Raw genomic sequence first — 15,612 nt, 5'->3', positions numbered from 1 at the left:
ATAGCCACACCATGACCTCGACGAGTCCGTCCCTCACGGCGGTGCGTACGCGAATCCAGGCTGCCGTCGACGACGGCGTCTGGCCGGCGGTCCAGTTCGCGGTGGCCCGGCACAACGAGATCCTGGCGTTCGAGTCGTTCGGCGATGCCAAGGAGTCCGACCGGTTCTGTCTGTTCTCGGCCACCAAGCCGATCATGGCCTCGCTGGTGTGGCAGCTGCTCGGGGAAGGGCTGCTCGGCCTGGAGACCCGGGTCGCGGAGGTGTGGCCCGAGTTCGCCGCGCACGGCAAGGACGCCATCACCGTTGAGCAGGTGCTCCTGCACACCTGCGGGCTCCCTCAGGGCGTCATCGACCGTGCCGCGGTCGTCGACCGCGAGGCGCGGGCGGCGTGCATGGCCGACTGGAAACTGGACTGGGAGCCGGGCAGCCGTTACGAGTACCACGCCTTCTCCGCCCATTGGGTGCTCGCGGAACTGGTGCACCGGGTGACGGGTCAGGACTACCGCGAGGCGTTGCGTGGCCGGGTGCTGGACCCGCTGGGGCTCATGCGACTCGAGCTGGGCGTGCCTGAGGGGCGGCAGGGCGACCTCAAGAAGGTCACCGCGACCGGCAAGCACCCCATCGACACACTCGAAGCGCTGCTCGGGCGCCCGGTCGACGAGGCGGTTCTGGAGGCGAACGAGGCGAACGTGCAGGCCGTCGCCAACGACCCGGAGCTGGTCGCGGCCGGCGTGCCCGGCGCGAACGCCTTCGCGGACGCGGCCAGCGTTGCCCTCTTCTACCAGGAGCTCCTCTGGAACTCGACAGAGCTGTGGCGGCCCGACGTGCTGGCCGACGCCACCGGGCGGATCCGCAACGACTTCCCCGATCCGGTCCGTGCGGGCGCGAGGGCGAACCGGAGCATCGGCCTGATCATCTCCGGCCCGGACGACGGCACCGAGCTGAGGATTCCGTCGCGCGAAGCCGCCCTGCCCATGAGGCCGTTCGGTGGATGCACGTCCGAACGGGGGTTCGGCCATGGAGGAGCCGGCGGGCAGTCCGCCTGGGCCGACCCTGAGACCGGCTTGTCCTTCTGCCTGCTGACCAGCGGGATGGACCGCGACGTCCTGGCCGACCACGAACGGCACATCGCGATCGAGTCCTCCGTGGCCCAGGGGGAGTGACATCGACCTGCCGGACACCACCCAGTGACCTTCCCGGCGCCCGGCGCATTGCGCCCGACCGGACACTCAAGACATTCAGCGCCGCGAACCGAGCAGACGTGCAATACCGCACCGAACAGGAACGACATGACTTCCGAGCAACTCGCCCACCTCAGCCTCAACGAGCAGGCCTCCCTCACCTCGGGCGGAACGGCCTGGTCCACCGCCCCCGTACGTGACGTCGTGCGCGCCCTCAACGTCTCGGACGGTCCCCACGGGCTCCGGCGCACCATCGAGGACGGCAGCCTGTTCGCGCCCAGCGCCCCTGCCACCTGCTACCCGCCCGCGGTCACCATGGGGTCCAGCTGGGACCCCGACCTGGTCCGCCGGATCGGCGCGGCTGTGGCGCGGGAGGCATGTGCCCTCAAGGTGGATGTCGTCCTGGGCCCCGGCGTGAATATCAAGCGCAGCCCTCTGTGTGGGCGCAACTTCGAGTACTTCTCGGAGGACCCGCACGTCAGCGGCGTCATGGGTGCCGCGGTCGTCGACGGGATCCAGTCGTTGGGCGTCGGTGCCTGCCTCAAGCACTTCGCCGTCAACAACCAGGAGACCGACCGGATGCGGGTCAGCGCCGATGTCGACGAGCGCACCCTGCGCGAGTTGTATCTGCCAGCGTTCGAGCACATCGTGCGCGAGGCGAAGCCGTACGCCGTGATGAGTTCCTACAACCGCGTCAACGGCGTGCCCGCCAGCGAGCACCCGTGGCTGCTCACCCAAGTGCTGCGCGAGGAGTGGGGCTTCGACGGACTGGTGATGTCCGACTGGGGAGCCGTCGACGACCGGGTGGCCTCCCTGGCGGCAGGCCTGGACCTGCAGATGCCGCCGAACGGCACCGACGATCAGATCACAGCGGCAGTCGAGGAAGGCCGCCTCGACCGGGAGGCCGTGGCCACGGCAGCCGCCCGTCTGCTTCAGCTCCAGGAACGGGTCGACCGGGCCCCGCACTTCGACGGGTGGGACGTGGACGCCCACCACGAGCTGGCCCGCGAGGCTGCCCGAGCGGGAGCGGTGCTGCTCAAGAACGACGGCGCTCTGCTGCCGATCGATCCGGCCTCGCGCCTGAAGGTGGCCGTCATCGGCGAGTTCGCCCGCACCCCGCGCTACCAGGGTCAGGGCAGCTCCCGCGTCGTGCCCACGCGTCTGGACACCGCCTGGGAAGCACTGCGGAAGGCCGCCGGCCCGGAGCTGCAGCTGACCTTCGCTCCCGGCTTCTCCCTCGACGACACCACCGACCCGGCGCTGGCCGAGGAGGCGGTGACCTGTGCGGCCGACGCCGACGTCGTCCTGCTCTTCCTCGGACTGCCGGACGCCTCGGAGACCGAGGGACAGGATCGTACGCACATCCGACTTCCCTCGGCGCAGGTGGAGTTGGTGCACTTGGTGGCTGCCGCCTGTCCGCAGGTCGCCGTCGTACTGGCCAACGGGTCGACCGTGTCGGTGAGCGAGTGGCAGGACCACGCACAGGCCGTACTGGAGACCTGGCTGGGTGGCCAGGCGGGTGGTTCGGCCGTGGCCGACCTTGTGTTCGGCGCCTGCAATCCGTCGGGCAAGCTGACGGAGTCCATTCCGCTTCGGCTCCAGGACGTCCCCTCGTACCTGCACTTTCCCGGCCAGGACGGCCACACCGTGCACGGCGAGGGGCGCTACGTCGGCTACCGGCACTACGACACGCTGGACGTGCCGGTCGCGTACCCCTTCGGGCACGGGCTGAGCTACACGACCTTCGCCTACCGAGACCTCGCGGTCGAAGAGACCGGTGTCAACGAGTGGACGGTCAGTGTCACCGTCACCAACACCGGGACCCGTCATGGTGAGGAGGTCGTCCAGCTCTACGTCGCCTTCGACGAGCCGCACCCCACCCGACCGCGACACGAGCTGCGCGGCTTCACCAAACTGGCGCTGGCACCAGGGAGTTCGCGCCAGGCGCGGTTCCGTCTCACCGGCCGTGACCTGGCCTGGTACTCGGCCCAGCGGGGCGGCTGGCGCATCGACCCGGGCACGTTCACCGTGGAAGTGGGTTCCTCCTCCCGCGACATCCGGCTGCACACCGTGCTCTACACCCGCGGTGACGGCCATACGGAGGCGCTCACCGAGCAGTCCTCGCTCGGGGAGTGGCTGGACCACCCGGTCGGCGGCAAGCTCCTGCGGGAGCGGCTCGACGCACACCCCGGCGCGGTCCGGCTGGACGACGTCGACCCGATGGCCCTGGCCGCTGCCGTCCAGATCCCGCTCGTCAAGTTCGACGGCCCCACCCTCGGTCTCGACCCGGACGCCATCAGGGCGCTCGTCGCCGCCGTGGGAGGGGAGGCGGGCGCCGGGGCTGCCTAAGCAGGTCGCCCGCTCCCCAATCGCTCCAACCGCTGCTACCTCTTGGAGGCACATATGACCGCGCTCCCGCGTCATGAATACGATCCGGAACTCGGCCGGCGTATCGAGGAGCTCAACAAGAAGCCGGCCGGCAGCCGCACCATCGCGGACTACGAGGCGCTGGGCGCGCCGCTCGGTCCCCCTGAAGACTGGGACCTGCGGATCGAGGACCGTGCGATTCCCGGACCGGGCCCGGCGATCCCGGTGCGTATCTACCGGCCGGCCGGCGTGGCTACGTCCCCGCGGCCGTGCCTGGTCTGGATGCACGGCGGCGCCTGGATCGGCGGTGACCTCGACATGCCGGAGGCGCACGAGACCGCCCGTGGCTTCGCCGGCCGTGCCGACGCCGTCGTCGTCTCCGTCGACTACCGCCTGTGCAGCGAGGAAGTGCACTTTCCGGCCCCGCACGACGATGTCGTCGCCGCCTACCGCTGGGTGCGCGACAACGCCGCGGACCTCGGCGTCGACCCGGCCCGCATCGCCGTGGGCGGGGCCAGCGCCGGAGGCAACCTCGCGGCCGGAGCCGCTCTGCGGCTGCGGGACGAGGGCGAAACGCCCTGGCAGGCCCTGCTGCTCTACCCGCTCGTCCACGCACCGATCCCCGACCCCTCGGAAGAACTGGCCGCAGCCCTGACGCAGGTGCCCGGCCCGTTGGTCTTGGTCAACGAGCAGCTGGACTTGATGACCGCCCTGATGCTGGACGGCGCCCCGGTCGAGACGGCGTCCGCGTACGTGTTCCCGGGCCATGCCGAGGACCTGACCGGCTTCCCGCCCACCTACCTCGACAACGACGAGTTCGACAGCCTGCGCAGCAGCGGCGAACGCTTCGCCGAGCAACTGCGTGCCGCGGGCGTCGATGTCGAGCAGGTGCTCTCGACGGGTGTGGTGCACGGGCACCTCAACATCGTGGGCCTCGACGCCGCGCGCGCCACCCTCGACCGGATGGCCGCCCGCCTGCGCAAGGGCTGACCCGTCGACGTCCCGCCGCACGTCGTACGGCAAGGAGGTTCGGACGCGCCCTTGCACCATCTGGCCCGATGGTTGCTGGCGACCCGCGCGCTCGTCAGACGTGGGTTCTGAAATGGATACGGGCCTTCGGAGGATGGCGACACTCTCTGAAGGCCCGTTTCGGGTCGTGGCGGATCTGCGAGAGTCGTGCATCCGATCGGTTGTCCAGGGGTAGTGCGACGCGATCAGACAGGCTGCGGCACTGGCCCCCCGGCAGCGGCAGCTCGGTGGTCTCGAACAGCCGGCCGCTCACCCCGCCTGCAAAGACGTCGGCGCCTCCGGCGCGACATCGTCCCGCCCTGACGCCCCACGGCAGGACGCGGATGCCCAGCCTGCCCGGTCATGCCTCTGGCGGCCCGAGATGATCCCGTTGCCCTTGGCGCGTGTCCGGGACACACAACGGCGGCGGCACCAGCCGGGCCACAGCGGCGCTCCAGCCGACGCCCTCGACGCGGAGCTCTTCCGCCAGCGGTCATCTGCACCCGGTCGACGGCGAAGGCGCGCACTTGCTCGGCGGCGGGCGGACGAAGTGCCCGTGCCGTCCAGCACGTGCGCGCCTTCGATCTGAAGGTTACTGACGGGCTGCAGTTCAGCTGGTTGCCGCTCGGCTCACGGCATCCCGTCCTGCTCGGTCAGCCGCGGGCGGGGAGGCCGGCCGCAAGATGGACGAGCACCCCCGGCACCCAGGCCGACGACAGCCCGGGACGCGTCCGCGGACGCGCGCGGGCTGCCCGCTGTCAGTCCTCGGGGTCAGTCCTCGGGACCCTCCGCCTCCAGGGCGGTGAGCAACTCGGCGAGTACCGGCAGTGCCCGCTCCAGTGCCTCGCGACTCTGTGGGGCGAGGTCGTCCAGCGCGCGGCGCAGGGCGGCGGTGCTGGTGCGGTCGTAACGGTCGAGCATGTCCAGGGCCTCGGGTGACGGTGCGAGGTGGACGGTGCGCAGGTCGGTGGCGGACGGGGTGCGCACCACCAGGCCGGCCGCGGTCATCGTCCGGACCAGGTTGCTGACGGTGGACGGCGCGACCCGTAGTCGTACCGCGACCTGGCGCGGGGTCGCGGTGCCGGTCTCGGTGAGGGCGCGCAGCAACTCGATCTGGGCCTCGGGGAGGTCGGGCAGGCCTTCGGCGCGGCGGGTGCGCAGTACAGCCCGGCGCAGGGGGCCGAGAAGCCGGCCGAACTCGGTCGCGGTGTCCATGAGGGCCATTGTGCCCGCAATCACATTTGATGCAAAGTAGTTTTGTGGCAAACGAGTTTTGCAGCAAAGGGAAATCGCCTGAGTGCACGCAAGGAGAGACCAACATGAACAGCGCGGTCCACGACACCACCGTCGCCAACCCCGTACCCCCGCAGGACCTGTCCGGCATCGTCGGTCACCGCTTCATCTACACCTACGCCAACGGCTGGCAGTACGAGATGTACGTGAAGAACGCCCGCACCATCGACTACCGGATCCACTCCGGCATGGTCGGCGGCCGCTGGGTCAAGGGTCAGCAGGTCGACCTGGTCCAACTCGACGAAGACAGCTTCAAGATCTCCTGGAACGAGCCCACCGGCACCTCCGTCGTGGTCAACGTCATGCCAGGCAAGCGCCGCCTGCACGGCGTGATCTTCTTCCCGCACTGGGTCGAGGAGCACGGCGAGCGCACTGTCTGCTTCCAGAACGAGCACCTCGACGAGATGCGCGCGTACCGTGACAAGGGCCCGACCTACCCGATCTACGTGGTCCCTGAGTTCGCGAGGATCACCTTCCTCGAGTACGCCGGTGCCGACGACGAATCCGTCATCTCCGTCGCCCCGGGTGACCTCCCCGCCGACTGGTCCACCCGCACCAACTGACCTGCCCAGCGACCCAGGAGTCGACATGCTCTTCGCCCTGCTCGTGGAGTACACCGCGCAGACCCTTCCGACGAGCTCATGCAAGCCCACCGGGGCTGGCTCTTTCCCCGCTTCGAGGAAGGCTCCTTCCTCGTCTCCGGCACTCTCGACGCGGTGGACGAACACCCCCCGTCGGCCCTTGCGATCTTCACCGCGACGACGAGCAAGGTGAAGTACACGACCGCTCCCTGGATCACCGGCAGGTCGTGGGATGCCGTCGACTGCTGGGTGATGGACCCGAGGCCGGGCATCGCGAAGATCTGCTCGACGAAGATGGAACCGCCGATCAGACTGACGAACACGATGCCGATGACGCTCATGATCGGTACGCCCGCGTTGCGCAGCGCGTGACGGAAGAGGACCGACCGCGGTCCGAATCCGTTGGCACGGAGCGTCTTGACGAAGTCCTGGTCGAGGACCTGCCCCAGGGAATCGCGCGTCTGCTTGGCGATGATCGTGGCCGATCCGACCGCGAGGGCGGCCACCGGCAGCACCAGCGAGCGTGCCCAGTCCAGCGGCGACTCCGTGAAACTGACGTACCCCACGACCGGCAGCCACCGCAGTCCTACCGCGAAGACGGACGTCAGGACCATCGCCAGCCAGAAGTTGGGGATGGCCATCCCCGCCAGGGACAGCACGTCGACGACGCTGCGGACGACTCCACCGCGCACCGCCGCGGTGATGCCGAGCGCCAGGCCGAGGACCGTGCTCGCGAGCGTGCCCAGGAGCAGCAACGAGAAGGTGATCTCCAGGTGCTGGTTGAGCTGCGTGGTGACACTCTCTCCGGAGAAGAGGGAGCTCCCGAGATCACCCTGGACCGCGTGCCCCAGCCAGCTGCCGTACTGCTCGACCAACGACTTGTCCAGGCCGAGGTCGTGCCCTCATGGCGCCGAGCTGCTCCGGCGTGGCCTTGAAGCCGAGTATCGACTGGGCGGCGTCGCCGGGTACCAGAGCGGTGAGCACGAACGACAGCGCGGTGGCCACGAAGACCATGGGGAGCGACCAGAGCAGACGGTGCCCCAGGAGCCTCAGCATGGCCGGCCCTCCGTGGACGGGCACGGGGGGAGCGGGGGCGCCGCAGAGCGGCGGATTGCCTTGAACGGTGCGGCGGCGCCACGCGGGCCCCGGTGTTCGGCGCCGCGCCCTGAACTGGGCGCGAACGGCTCGGACATGGGGATGGTCCTGGCAGCACAGTCAGCGGCGAACGACGACACGAGTGTGTGCGCGATTCTCATGATGGCGCCTTCGGAAGTGAGTCGGATGACGACAGCGGTCGATGTTCCAGACGGATGACAGACCGTTGAATTCCCAGTGACACTTGAAGTTCGTGCTCAAAGTAGGGTCGTGTATCGCGCGCCGTCAATATCTGCGACGAGATAAGAATTGGGCGGTCGGTGGCGGCTGGGCAGCGCGATGCGCTGTGGTGGCGCGGCCGGGCGTTCATGGGTGGTGGGCTGAAGTTTCCCTGCACGGCGAAGAGTTGGAGGAGCGCTGATGTCACGCCGCCCCAGCCCTTGGGGAAACGCGGAGCGCCCCCAAAAAAATCGCGGTCACCGAAGCGCTGCTGGCGCTACCTCGGACGCCGCATCAGGACAGCGTCGATCAGCGCCCTGAGTTCGGCGCCGATGTCAAAGGTGGGGTCGACGAGCCAGTGGTTCTGCAGCCCGTCCCACGCGGCGATGATCAAGGTCGCGGCCCGGTTCGGGTCGAGCGCCGGGTCCACCTCGCCGTCCTCCTGAAGCAGGGTGATGTCGCGCGCCAGGCTGGCGCGCGAGATGCGCCACCGCTCCTTGAAGTAGTCATGCGCGGGATGATCCGGGTTGCTGGCCTCGCCGAGCAGTGATGCGTAGAGGTGGACGACATTGGTGCGTCGCACACCGGCAACGGCGAGTGCGGGCGCGGTCTCGAGGGCCTCGCCCGGGCGCAGAAGGCTCATCTCGCGCTCGTCGAACAGAGCCAGCGCCGCGACGAGGAGCGCTTCCTTGGACGGGTAGTGGTAGAGAAGGCCGGCTTCGCTGATGCCCGCCCGCTTCGCCACCTCGAGCGTGGTCACGCCGCGGTGGGTCCGCTCGATCACCAGGGAGAGCACGGCCTCCGCGATGGCCGCACGGCGTTCTCTCGTACGTGCATACGGGCCGCGCCGACGAAGCTCTGACACATCGGCACCCTATCGGAACGCTTTGCCAGGCCGGCGGACGGTCTCACGCGTCATGAGGAGAGAACAGCCTCCGACTCGTCGGCCCGGTCGCGTCTGCCAGCAGGTGCGGTGTGGGACGTGGGGGGCATGCCGTCGACCGACAAGTCCCGCACCTCGACCCGCACCATGACGGTCCCGCAGTCCTGCGCCGAAGCGAGCAGACGGATCTCACCGGGCCCGGTGGGGCGCAGGATCGCGAGCGCCCGGCCTTCGTAGGTGAGGTGGTCGGGGGCGTCGAAGCGCTCCTCGGTGGACGGCCGGGCGGAGCCGAAGCCCGCGAGGACCCCGCTTCCTGTGACCTCCAGGCGGATGGAGCGGTCGGCAGCCGGATGACAGGTGCCGTCCGCATCGGTGAGGGTGAGGGAAACATAAGCGAGATCGCCGCCGGCGGCCGCGATGACAGGCCGGTCGCACTCCGCCCGCAGGCGGTCCGGAGTGCCGGCCGTGCGTATCGCGTGACGCCCGGTCTCCGTACCGCCCGTGTAGCAGACGGCGAGCAACTCGCCCGGTTCGTAAGAGAGGTCGAACTCCGTGCGGAAGTTCGTCAGGGGGTGTCGCCCTCGCGAGGAGCCATTGACCAACAACTCGACCTCGTCTCCGGCGCCGTACACCTCGACCGTGATGGGGGCGCTCTCGAAGCCGGGCCATGTCCACGAGGGGACGCTGTCGCTCCAGGCCCAGGATGTGGCGGTGTATGTCCTGCCGTGGTGCTGCGGGCGGCGGACGGCGAGGTAGGGATCGGTGCGCAGCCCGAAGAGGATCTCGCGGTAGTAGGAGGCGGGGCGGCGATGGCCGGTGATGTCGATGTCGCCGCAGTCGGCCGTCAGGTGCGGGAAGGGAGCCATGAACTCCATGGGCGCCTCCCCGGCCGTGAGGTACTGCGGGCGGCCGATGCCGACTTCGCCCAGGTAGTCCCATCCGGTCCAGGTGAAGTCGCCGATGACGTGGCTGTGTTCCTTCACCAGGCGCCAGATGCGGTCGATGTGGGTGGGGACGGTCTCAGTGCCGAGGATGACGCGCTGGGGGAAGAGTTCGCGGTCGATCTCGTAGCGGGCCTCGGCGTAGTTCATGCCGGCGATGTCGAGGACGGAGAAGGACTCCTCCGTCTTGCGCGTGACCAGCTCGGAAGTGGTCAGGGCCTCCATGCGGGCGGCGAGGTCGGCCATGAGGGTGTTGATGCCGGTTGCGTCGTCGTGGCTCTGCTCGGACGCCTCGTTCCGGTTCATCGCCTTGAGGTCGGCCATGACAGCGAGGACCGTGTTGATGCCGTTGGTGACGTAGCGGGTCGGGTCCAGGGCACGTGTCTTCTCGGCGAGCCGGCGGCCCCACACGGCACCGGCGGGTGAACCGGCCTCGAGGATCTCGTTGCCGATCGAGTACAGGACGACGCTGGGGTGGTTGTAGTCCTTGGCGACCATGGCCTCCAGATCGCGCTCCCACCAATCGGCGAAGTGCAGGCTGTAGTCGAAGGCGGACTTGGCGGAGGTCCACATGTCGAATGCCTCGTCGACGACGAGCATCCCGAGCCGGTCACAGGCCTCCAGCATGGCGCGGCTCATGGGGTGATGAGACATGCGGATGGCGTTGAACCCGGCGTCCTTGAGCAGTTCCACACGGCGCTCTTCGGCGCGCGCATGGGTGGCGGCGCCGAGCGGTCCGTTGTCATGGTGAACGCAGGCGCCGCGCAGTTTCACGGGAGTTCCGTTGAGGCGTAGACCGTGCGTCGGGTCGAGTTGCAGTGTTCGGATGCCGAAGGTGACGTGTTCCGTGTCCTGGCCGTCGTCCAGCGTGATCACGGCGGTGTACAGCGTGGGCTGTTCGGGGCTCCACAGACCGGGGTCGGGTATGTACAACCGCTGCCGGGCCACGGCCCGTTGGCCCGGTTCGACGGTGACCGGTGCTTCACCCGTCGCCATGACGCGTCCGTCAACGTCCGTGATCCGGATACCGAGTTGGACGGTGCGCAACATGCGCTCGTCGCTTTCGACCTGAACGGCGACCTCCACCACGGCGCGCTCTCGGTCGGTGTCCAGGGCCGTGACACGGACACCCTCGGGCGAGATCCGCACAGGGCCGCCCGCCAGGAGCCAGGTGTCACGGTAGATGCCCGCGCCGGTGTACCAGCGGGAGTCCTGGTGGGTTCGGGCGTCGACCCGGATCTCGTTCGTCGCGCCGTAGCGCAGGTGCGGCCCGATGTCGACGTGGAACTGCGAGTATCCGTACGGGCGTTGGGCGACGTAGGCGCCGTTCACGTAGACCATCGCGTCCCGGTAGACGCCCTCGAACTCGACGAGGATGCGCTTGCCCTGATCCTCGGCCGCCACATGGAAGACCTTGCGGTACTCGTAGGCCCCGCCGGGAAAGAAGGCCCCCGCCGCATCTGCCGACGCCGTGCGCTGCCGACCGATCATGGCATCGTGCGGAACCGTCACCGGCCGGTAGGGGGCGCTCGGGCCGGACAGTTCGGCGAACGGGTTGACCTGCGGCCGGAATTCCCAGCCTTCGTTGAACGACGTTCGAATCATGTGGATTCCTTATCGCGCACGGTGGGCCCTCGCGCCTTGGTTCGGGTTCGTTCAGGTGGCACATGGCACCGGGAGCCGACTTGGGCAGGGGGAGTGCCCGCATGGGGCGAGGATGCGGTGACCGTAACAGCAACTTCTTATCGTGGCAATAAATTCGCGACCTGTTCGGTGAGTGTGCGTCGGCTATTGCCGCTGGTGGTGACATGGGTGCGTCGATCTGTTCGACGTTCCGTGCCTGCCTGATGACTGACGGTCATGGCGCGGAGTCTTGTTCTTCGGTGACTCTGCCGTTACGTTGCTCCGCCTGGGCCACACACATCTGTGTGCATCCCCACTTTCGACGTGCGCCTCTGCCGTGTCCGCGGTGCCGCACCTGGAGGATCCATGGCCCACTCATGCATGAAGTACGGCTGGAAACAGCGTGATCGCGGAGCGTCCCTCCGCTCGGGAGCTGTACGGAGACCCGCCGGGACGGCATGGCTTCGCACCCTCCTCACCGTGCTCTGACCCTCGTCACCGCCCCTCCCGCCCTCGCCGCCGAACCTGCCGACACCGCAGGCGGGGCAGGGCACGTCGAGCGGCGGGTCTACGAAGCGGCGACCGGGACCAACGAATACCTGGTCTACGTCCCGCAGGGCTGGAAGGAGACCGACAGACTGCCTCTGTACGTCATGCTGCATGGCTGTCTCACGACGGCTGAGCAGCAGATGCACGCCAACCTGCTCAACCCGCTGGCGGACCGCGAGCGGTTCCTCGTCGCGTATCCCGACAACGGCGGGCAGTGCTGGCGCGCGGTGCTCAACGACCAGGCGAGTTCGACCCGAGGCGGTGGCGGCGACGCGGACATCGTGGCCGGGATCACTCGCGAGGTCATCTCCAGGTATCAGGCGGACTCCGACCGTGTGTACCTCGCGGGCATGTCCTCGGGTGCGTTCCAGACGAGTGCCACCGGCGCGGCCTACCCCGACCTGTACGCGGCCATCGGGGTGTCGGCAGGCGGCGGCTACGGCATGGACTTCGTCTCCTGCATGCTCCTGACGGACCTCGTCGCCCGGCTCCACGCGCCCCAAGTGGTCGAGCAGATGGGGCCGCGGGCGCATGTGATGCCCTTCTTCTCCATCGGGGGGACCAACGACCCTCTCGGTGAGGCGCAGCTCGGAGGGTGTGCGCGGTCCGCCGCGATCCAGTGGCTGGCCGTGAACAACCTGCTGAAGCCGGGTACGGACGGCGACACCTTCCGGGACGATCCGCAGTCCACCAAGAGCGGCCAGGTGCCTGGCGGCTACGCGTGGACCAGCAAGGTGGCCAGGGACCCCCATGGCTGCCAGATCACGGAGCGGTGGATCGTGGACGGAATGGGGCACTTCTGGTCCGGAGGGTCGACCGACCCGGTGTACGCCGACGTGTTCAACGATCCGAAGGGTCCCAGCGCCTCCGAGGCGTCGTGGCGCTTCTTCAAGCAGTTCACGCTCAGCCGTGGCAACACGGCTTGTGGCAGGTAGCCACGTACCTGGAGTCACGGCAGGCGCCGGTGCCTCAGAGGAGTCGGTCGGTGCGGACCGCATCCCCCGGCGGGCCGGCCGAACGGTCCCGTTCGGCCGGCCCGCCGAAGACAGCGCATGCACAGAAGTGCAGTTCACGGATGCGTAACTGTGCGCTGCCGGTGCATTTCCAAGCGCAGCGGTTGCTCCCTAACGTTACGGCCGCGTAGCCCCGGCGTCCGGAGGCGACCTGGATGACGTCGCACGCCGGGGTCGGCTAAGTCTGCCTTTTTCCGAGGAGAAGTCATGAGATCCGTCCTTGTGCGCGCGCTGACGGCTGCCGTCGTCGCGGTCTCCACGGTTGCCTTGCTCCCGGCGCCGGCCGGGGCCGCGGCGGGGCCGTCCGCCAGATGCGAGGCACTCGCCGAACTGGCCATCCCCGCCGACGCGTTGGGCCTTCCGACATCGGGAGGACGTGTCACCGGGACGAAGACCGTGCCTGACTCCGGAACGGGCTCCGGGGCCATCGGCGAATACTGTCAGGTCGACGCCGAGCTGTTCCCCGTCGACATCGAGGCCCCGAACATCGAGATGCGCGTCGCGCTCCCGGCCGAGTGGAACGGCAGGGCAATGATGTTCGGCGGCGGAGGCTACGACGGAGTCATTCCCTCGCTCACCGAGAACGTTCCCTTCGGCGATGCCGACGCAAGTACTCCACTCGGACGAGGATTCGCCGTCTTCGCCGGCGACTCGGGCCACCAGATCGACCTGAGTGATCTGGGGAATGCCGGAGCCTTCGCGATGAACGACGAGGCCCTGCGCAACTTCGCCGCCGACGCACTCAAGAAGACGCGTGACGCCGCGATGCGCATCATCGCCGAGCGCTACGGCACGCAGCCCCGCCGCTCCTACTTCGCGGGGTCATCCAGCGGCGGCCGCGAGGCTCTGGCCGTGGCGCAACGCTGGCCCCGCGACTTCGACGGGGTCATCTCCGTCGCCCCGGCCTGGAACGCCGCCACGCTCGACCTGTGGTTCGGCCACATGGCACAGATACTGCAGCGCCCCGGAGCCTTCCCGAGCCCCGCGAAGCAGCGGTTGATCCGCGACCGGGCCATGCAGACCTGCGACGGCGACGACGGGGTGCGCGACGGCCTCATCTCCGACGAGGCCGGATGCGACTTCGACCCGCGGGTCCTGCGCTGCCCCGGTGGCGAGGATGACGGCGCCACCTGCCTGTCGGACACGCAGATCAAGGCCGTGCGGGATCTGTCCTCACCCGTCGAGTGGGGCTACAAGCTGGGCAGCGGTGAACGCGGCCACCCCGGTACTCCGTTCCTGTCAGGGGCGGATCTGAGCACCCCGGGGCTCGGTATCGGCAGCAGGGCTCCCTCCCGGCCCGTGGATTTCACGACCGCCTTCGCCGCCCTGTTCTGGGACCAGTGGGCCAAGTACTTCATCGCGCGCGATCCCGACTTCGACGGGCTGACACTGGACCCGCGCGCCCCGGGGAAGTGGAAGAAGCGCATCAGCGAACTGACAGCGCTCCAGGACATCAACAACCCCGACCTCACCGCGTTCGCCAAGGCAGGCGGGAAGCTCCTGCTCGTGCACGGGACGGCCGATCCAGCGGTCAGCTATCGCTCCACGGCCGAGTACTACCAGCGGGTCCGCGCGACGATGGGAGCACGCGCCACGTCGAAGTTCCTGCGGATGTACACCATCCCCGGCATGGGCCACGGGGGCCAAGCCCCGTTCACGGCCAGCTGGGACTCGCTGACGGCCCTGCAGCGATGGAGCGAGAAGGGATACGGGCCGCGCGAGCCGGTCGTCTCCGACATCAACCCTGCCACCCCCGGTCGCACCCGCCCGTTGTGCGAGTACCCGGAATGGCCCCGGTACAACGGCATCGGCGACCCCGACCGAGCCGACAACTTCACCTGCGCGAGCTCGTGAGCCGGTTGGCCGGAGCCTCAGACCACAGGATCGGCCGTGGGGGACAGTACGGTGCCCATCCCCTGCATCGTGTGCATGAGTTGCCTCACCATGGCTGCGACCGCGGGACGGCGCAGGGTGTCCTCCCGGGCGACGAGCCAGTAGCTCATCTCGACCGAGACCTCGTCGGGCAGCAGCCTGACGAGGCCACGGTCCGGAGTGATCATGAAGGTGGGCAACAGCCCGATGCCGCCGCCGGCGCGCGTGGCCTCGATGTGGGCGAAGACGTTGGTCGACGTCACCGCGTCGCGCATCTCGGGGAGATGGCGGCGTCCCACGTCCAGGTCGTCGACCTGGAGCATGGACGAGATGAAGTAGATCAGTCGGTGCCGGGCCAGGTCGTCGGCACCGGCCGGTGAGCCGTTGCGCGCCAGGTAGTCGGGGGTGGCGTAGAGGCCGAGGACGTAGCCACCGAGCCTGAGGGCACGGGCCCTCATCACGCGCGGTTCACCGACGACGATCTCGATGTCCAGGCCGGACCGGTGCTGGGCCGCGCGCCGGGTCGCGGAGACGATCTCCACACTGATTCCTGGGTGGTTCTGGTGCAGGTGGGCAGCCGCAGGGGCGGCGACGAACGTGGTGAAGCCGTCGGGGGCGGACAGCCGGACCACATCCTCGATCTCCGTCCCGACCTCCGATCCGGACTCCAGCTTCTGCAGCACTCCGTCGACCTGTTCCGCTGCTGCCAGGGCGCGGCGGCCGAGGTCGGTGAGCTCCCATCCGGAGGCCGAGCGGACGAGCAGTTTGCCGCCGACCGCGTGTTCCAGTGCGGCGATTCGCCGCGAGACGGTGACCTGGTTGACCCCCAGGGTCTCGGCCGCCCTGCTGAACCGGCCGCTGCGGGCGACCTCCAGGAGGACGAGGAGGTCGTCGGCGCTGGGGCGCGAGGTCTGCATCTGTACATTTTTGCAGGACCGTACTGCGAATCAAGCCCCTCGCGGGGCATTGACCCAACTTTCTTGCAGA

10 protein-coding genes and 1 pseudogene are annotated in these 15,612 nt (G+C 68.8%); 6 read left to right on the top strand and 5 right to left on the bottom strand.

From position 1 onward, the window contains the following. Window positions 1-11: 11 nt before the first annotated feature. The 3 genes from AQJ67_RS05235 (at window position 12) to AQJ67_RS05225 (ending at window position 4,538) form a co-directional block, all read left to right on the top strand. On the top strand, window positions 12-1,163 hold the full coding sequence (locus tag AQJ67_RS05235; RefSeq protein WP_062716845.1) for a serine hydrolase domain-containing protein: 1,152 nt from the start codon (window positions 12-14) through the stop codon (window positions 1,161-1,163). 126 nt (window positions 1,164-1,289) lie between these two features. Continuing rightward, window positions 1,290-3,530 carry a glycoside hydrolase family 3 C-terminal domain-containing protein gene (locus AQJ67_RS05230; protein WP_062716844.1) on the top strand — a complete coding sequence of 747 codons (2,241 nt, stop codon included), beginning with the start codon at window positions 1,290-1,292 and terminating at the stop codon, window positions 3,528-3,530. Window positions 3,531-3,584: 54 nt separating this feature from the next. Beyond that, complete coding sequence (locus AQJ67_RS05225; RefSeq protein ID WP_062716843.1) at window positions 3,585-4,538, top strand: alpha/beta hydrolase fold domain-containing protein; 954 nt, start codon at window positions 3,585-3,587, stop codon at window positions 4,536-4,538. A gap of 789 nt (window positions 4,539-5,327) precedes the next feature. On the opposite strand, the gene AQJ67_RS05220 is transcribed toward AQJ67_RS05225, so the two are convergent. After that, on the bottom strand, window positions 5,328-5,771 hold the full coding sequence (locus tag AQJ67_RS05220; RefSeq protein WP_062717471.1) for a MarR family winged helix-turn-helix transcriptional regulator: 444 nt from the start codon (window positions 5,769-5,771) through the stop codon (window positions 5,328-5,330). Window positions 5,772-5,875: 104 nt separating this feature from the next. On the opposite strand from AQJ67_RS05220, the gene AQJ67_RS48545 reads away from it, so the two are divergent. Then, complete coding sequence (locus tag AQJ67_RS48545; RefSeq protein WP_062716842.1) at window positions 5,876-6,412, top strand: phenolic acid decarboxylase; 537 nt, start codon at window positions 5,876-5,878, stop codon at window positions 6,410-6,412. Window positions 6,413-6,612: 200 nt separating this feature from the next. On the opposite strand, the pseudogene AQJ67_RS48970 reads toward AQJ67_RS48545, so the two are convergent. The 3 genes and pseudogenes from AQJ67_RS48970 to AQJ67_RS05205 all read right to left on the bottom strand — a co-directional run. After that, a pseudogene (locus AQJ67_RS48970) lies at window positions 6,613-7,185 on the bottom strand (ABC transporter permease); the annotation flags it as partial. An 836-nt stretch (window positions 7,186-8,021) separates the two neighbouring features. Then, the gene (locus tag AQJ67_RS05210; protein WP_062716841.1) at window positions 8,022-8,540 is read right to left on the bottom strand and encodes a TetR/AcrR family transcriptional regulator; all 519 of its coding nucleotides are present in this window, start codon (window positions 8,538-8,540) and stop codon (window positions 8,022-8,024) included. Window positions 8,541-8,659: 119 nt separating this feature from the next. Continuing rightward, window positions 8,660-11,173 (bottom strand): glycoside hydrolase family 2 TIM barrel-domain containing protein, encoded by a 2,514-nt coding sequence (locus AQJ67_RS05205; RefSeq protein ID WP_079055784.1) that lies wholly within the window; start codon window positions 11,171-11,173, stop codon window positions 8,660-8,662. A gap of 476 nt (window positions 11,174-11,649) precedes the next feature. Between AQJ67_RS05205 and AQJ67_RS05200 the strand changes: the two genes are divergently transcribed. Both AQJ67_RS05200 and AQJ67_RS05195 read left to right on the top strand, forming a co-directional pair. Then, on the top strand, window positions 11,650-12,675 hold the full coding sequence (locus AQJ67_RS05200) for an extracellular catalytic domain type 1 short-chain-length polyhydroxyalkanoate depolymerase (protein WP_062716840.1): 1,026 nt from the start codon (window positions 11,650-11,652) through the stop codon (window positions 12,673-12,675). 285 nt (window positions 12,676-12,960) lie between these two features. Further along, on the top strand, window positions 12,961-14,607 hold the full coding sequence (locus AQJ67_RS05195; RefSeq protein ID WP_062716839.1) for a tannase/feruloyl esterase family alpha/beta hydrolase: 1,647 nt from the start codon (window positions 12,961-12,963) through the stop codon (window positions 14,605-14,607). 17 nt (window positions 14,608-14,624) lie between these two features. Here AQJ67_RS05195 and AQJ67_RS05190 read toward each other — a convergent pair whose 3' ends face one another. Further along, entirely contained in the window at window positions 14,625-15,542 is a 918-nt protein-coding gene (locus AQJ67_RS05190; RefSeq protein WP_062716838.1) for a LysR family transcriptional regulator, read from the bottom strand. Window positions 15,543-15,612: the final 70 nt, after the last annotated feature.

This window comes from Streptomyces caeruleatus, from assembly GCF_001514235.1.
GTDB lineage: Bacteria > Actinomycetota > Actinomycetes > Streptomycetales > Streptomycetaceae > Streptomyces > Streptomyces caeruleatus.
The sequence above is the reverse complement of the archived record's forward strand: the minus strand, read 5'-3'. Positions and strand labels throughout refer to the sequence as shown.

Bases quoted from the DNA above. Each gene is read 5' to 3' on its own strand.
- AQJ67_RS05195 (WP_062716839.1), top strand. From the start codon at position 12,961: ATGAGATCCGTCCTTGTGCGCGCGCTGACGGCTGCCGTCGTCGCGGTC.
- AQJ67_RS05200 (WP_062716840.1), top strand. From the start codon at position 11,650: ATGGCTTCGCACCCTCCTCACCGTGCTCTGACCCTCGTCACCGCCCCT.
- AQJ67_RS05205 (WP_079055784.1), bottom strand. From the start codon at position 11,173: ATGATTCGAACGTCGTTCAACGAAGGCTGGGAATTCCGGCCGCAGGTC.
- AQJ67_RS05190 (WP_062716838.1), bottom strand. From the start codon at position 15,542: ATGCAGACCTCGCGCCCCAGCGCCGACGACCTCCTCGTCCTCCTGGAG.
- AQJ67_RS05220 (WP_062717471.1), bottom strand. From the start codon at position 5,771: ATGGACACCGCGACCGAGTTCGGCCGGCTTCTCGGCCCCCTGCGCCGG.
- AQJ67_RS05230 (WP_062716844.1), top strand. From the start codon at position 1,290: ATGACTTCCGAGCAACTCGCCCACCTCAGCCTCAACGAGCAGGCCTCC.
- AQJ67_RS05225 (WP_062716843.1), top strand. From the start codon at position 3,585: ATGACCGCGCTCCCGCGTCATGAATACGATCCGGAACTCGGCCGGCGT.
- AQJ67_RS05235 (WP_062716845.1), top strand. From the start codon at position 12: ATGACCTCGACGAGTCCGTCCCTCACGGCGGTGCGTACGCGAATCCAG.
- AQJ67_RS48545 (WP_062716842.1), top strand. From the start codon at position 5,876: ATGAACAGCGCGGTCCACGACACCACCGTCGCCAACCCCGTACCCCCG.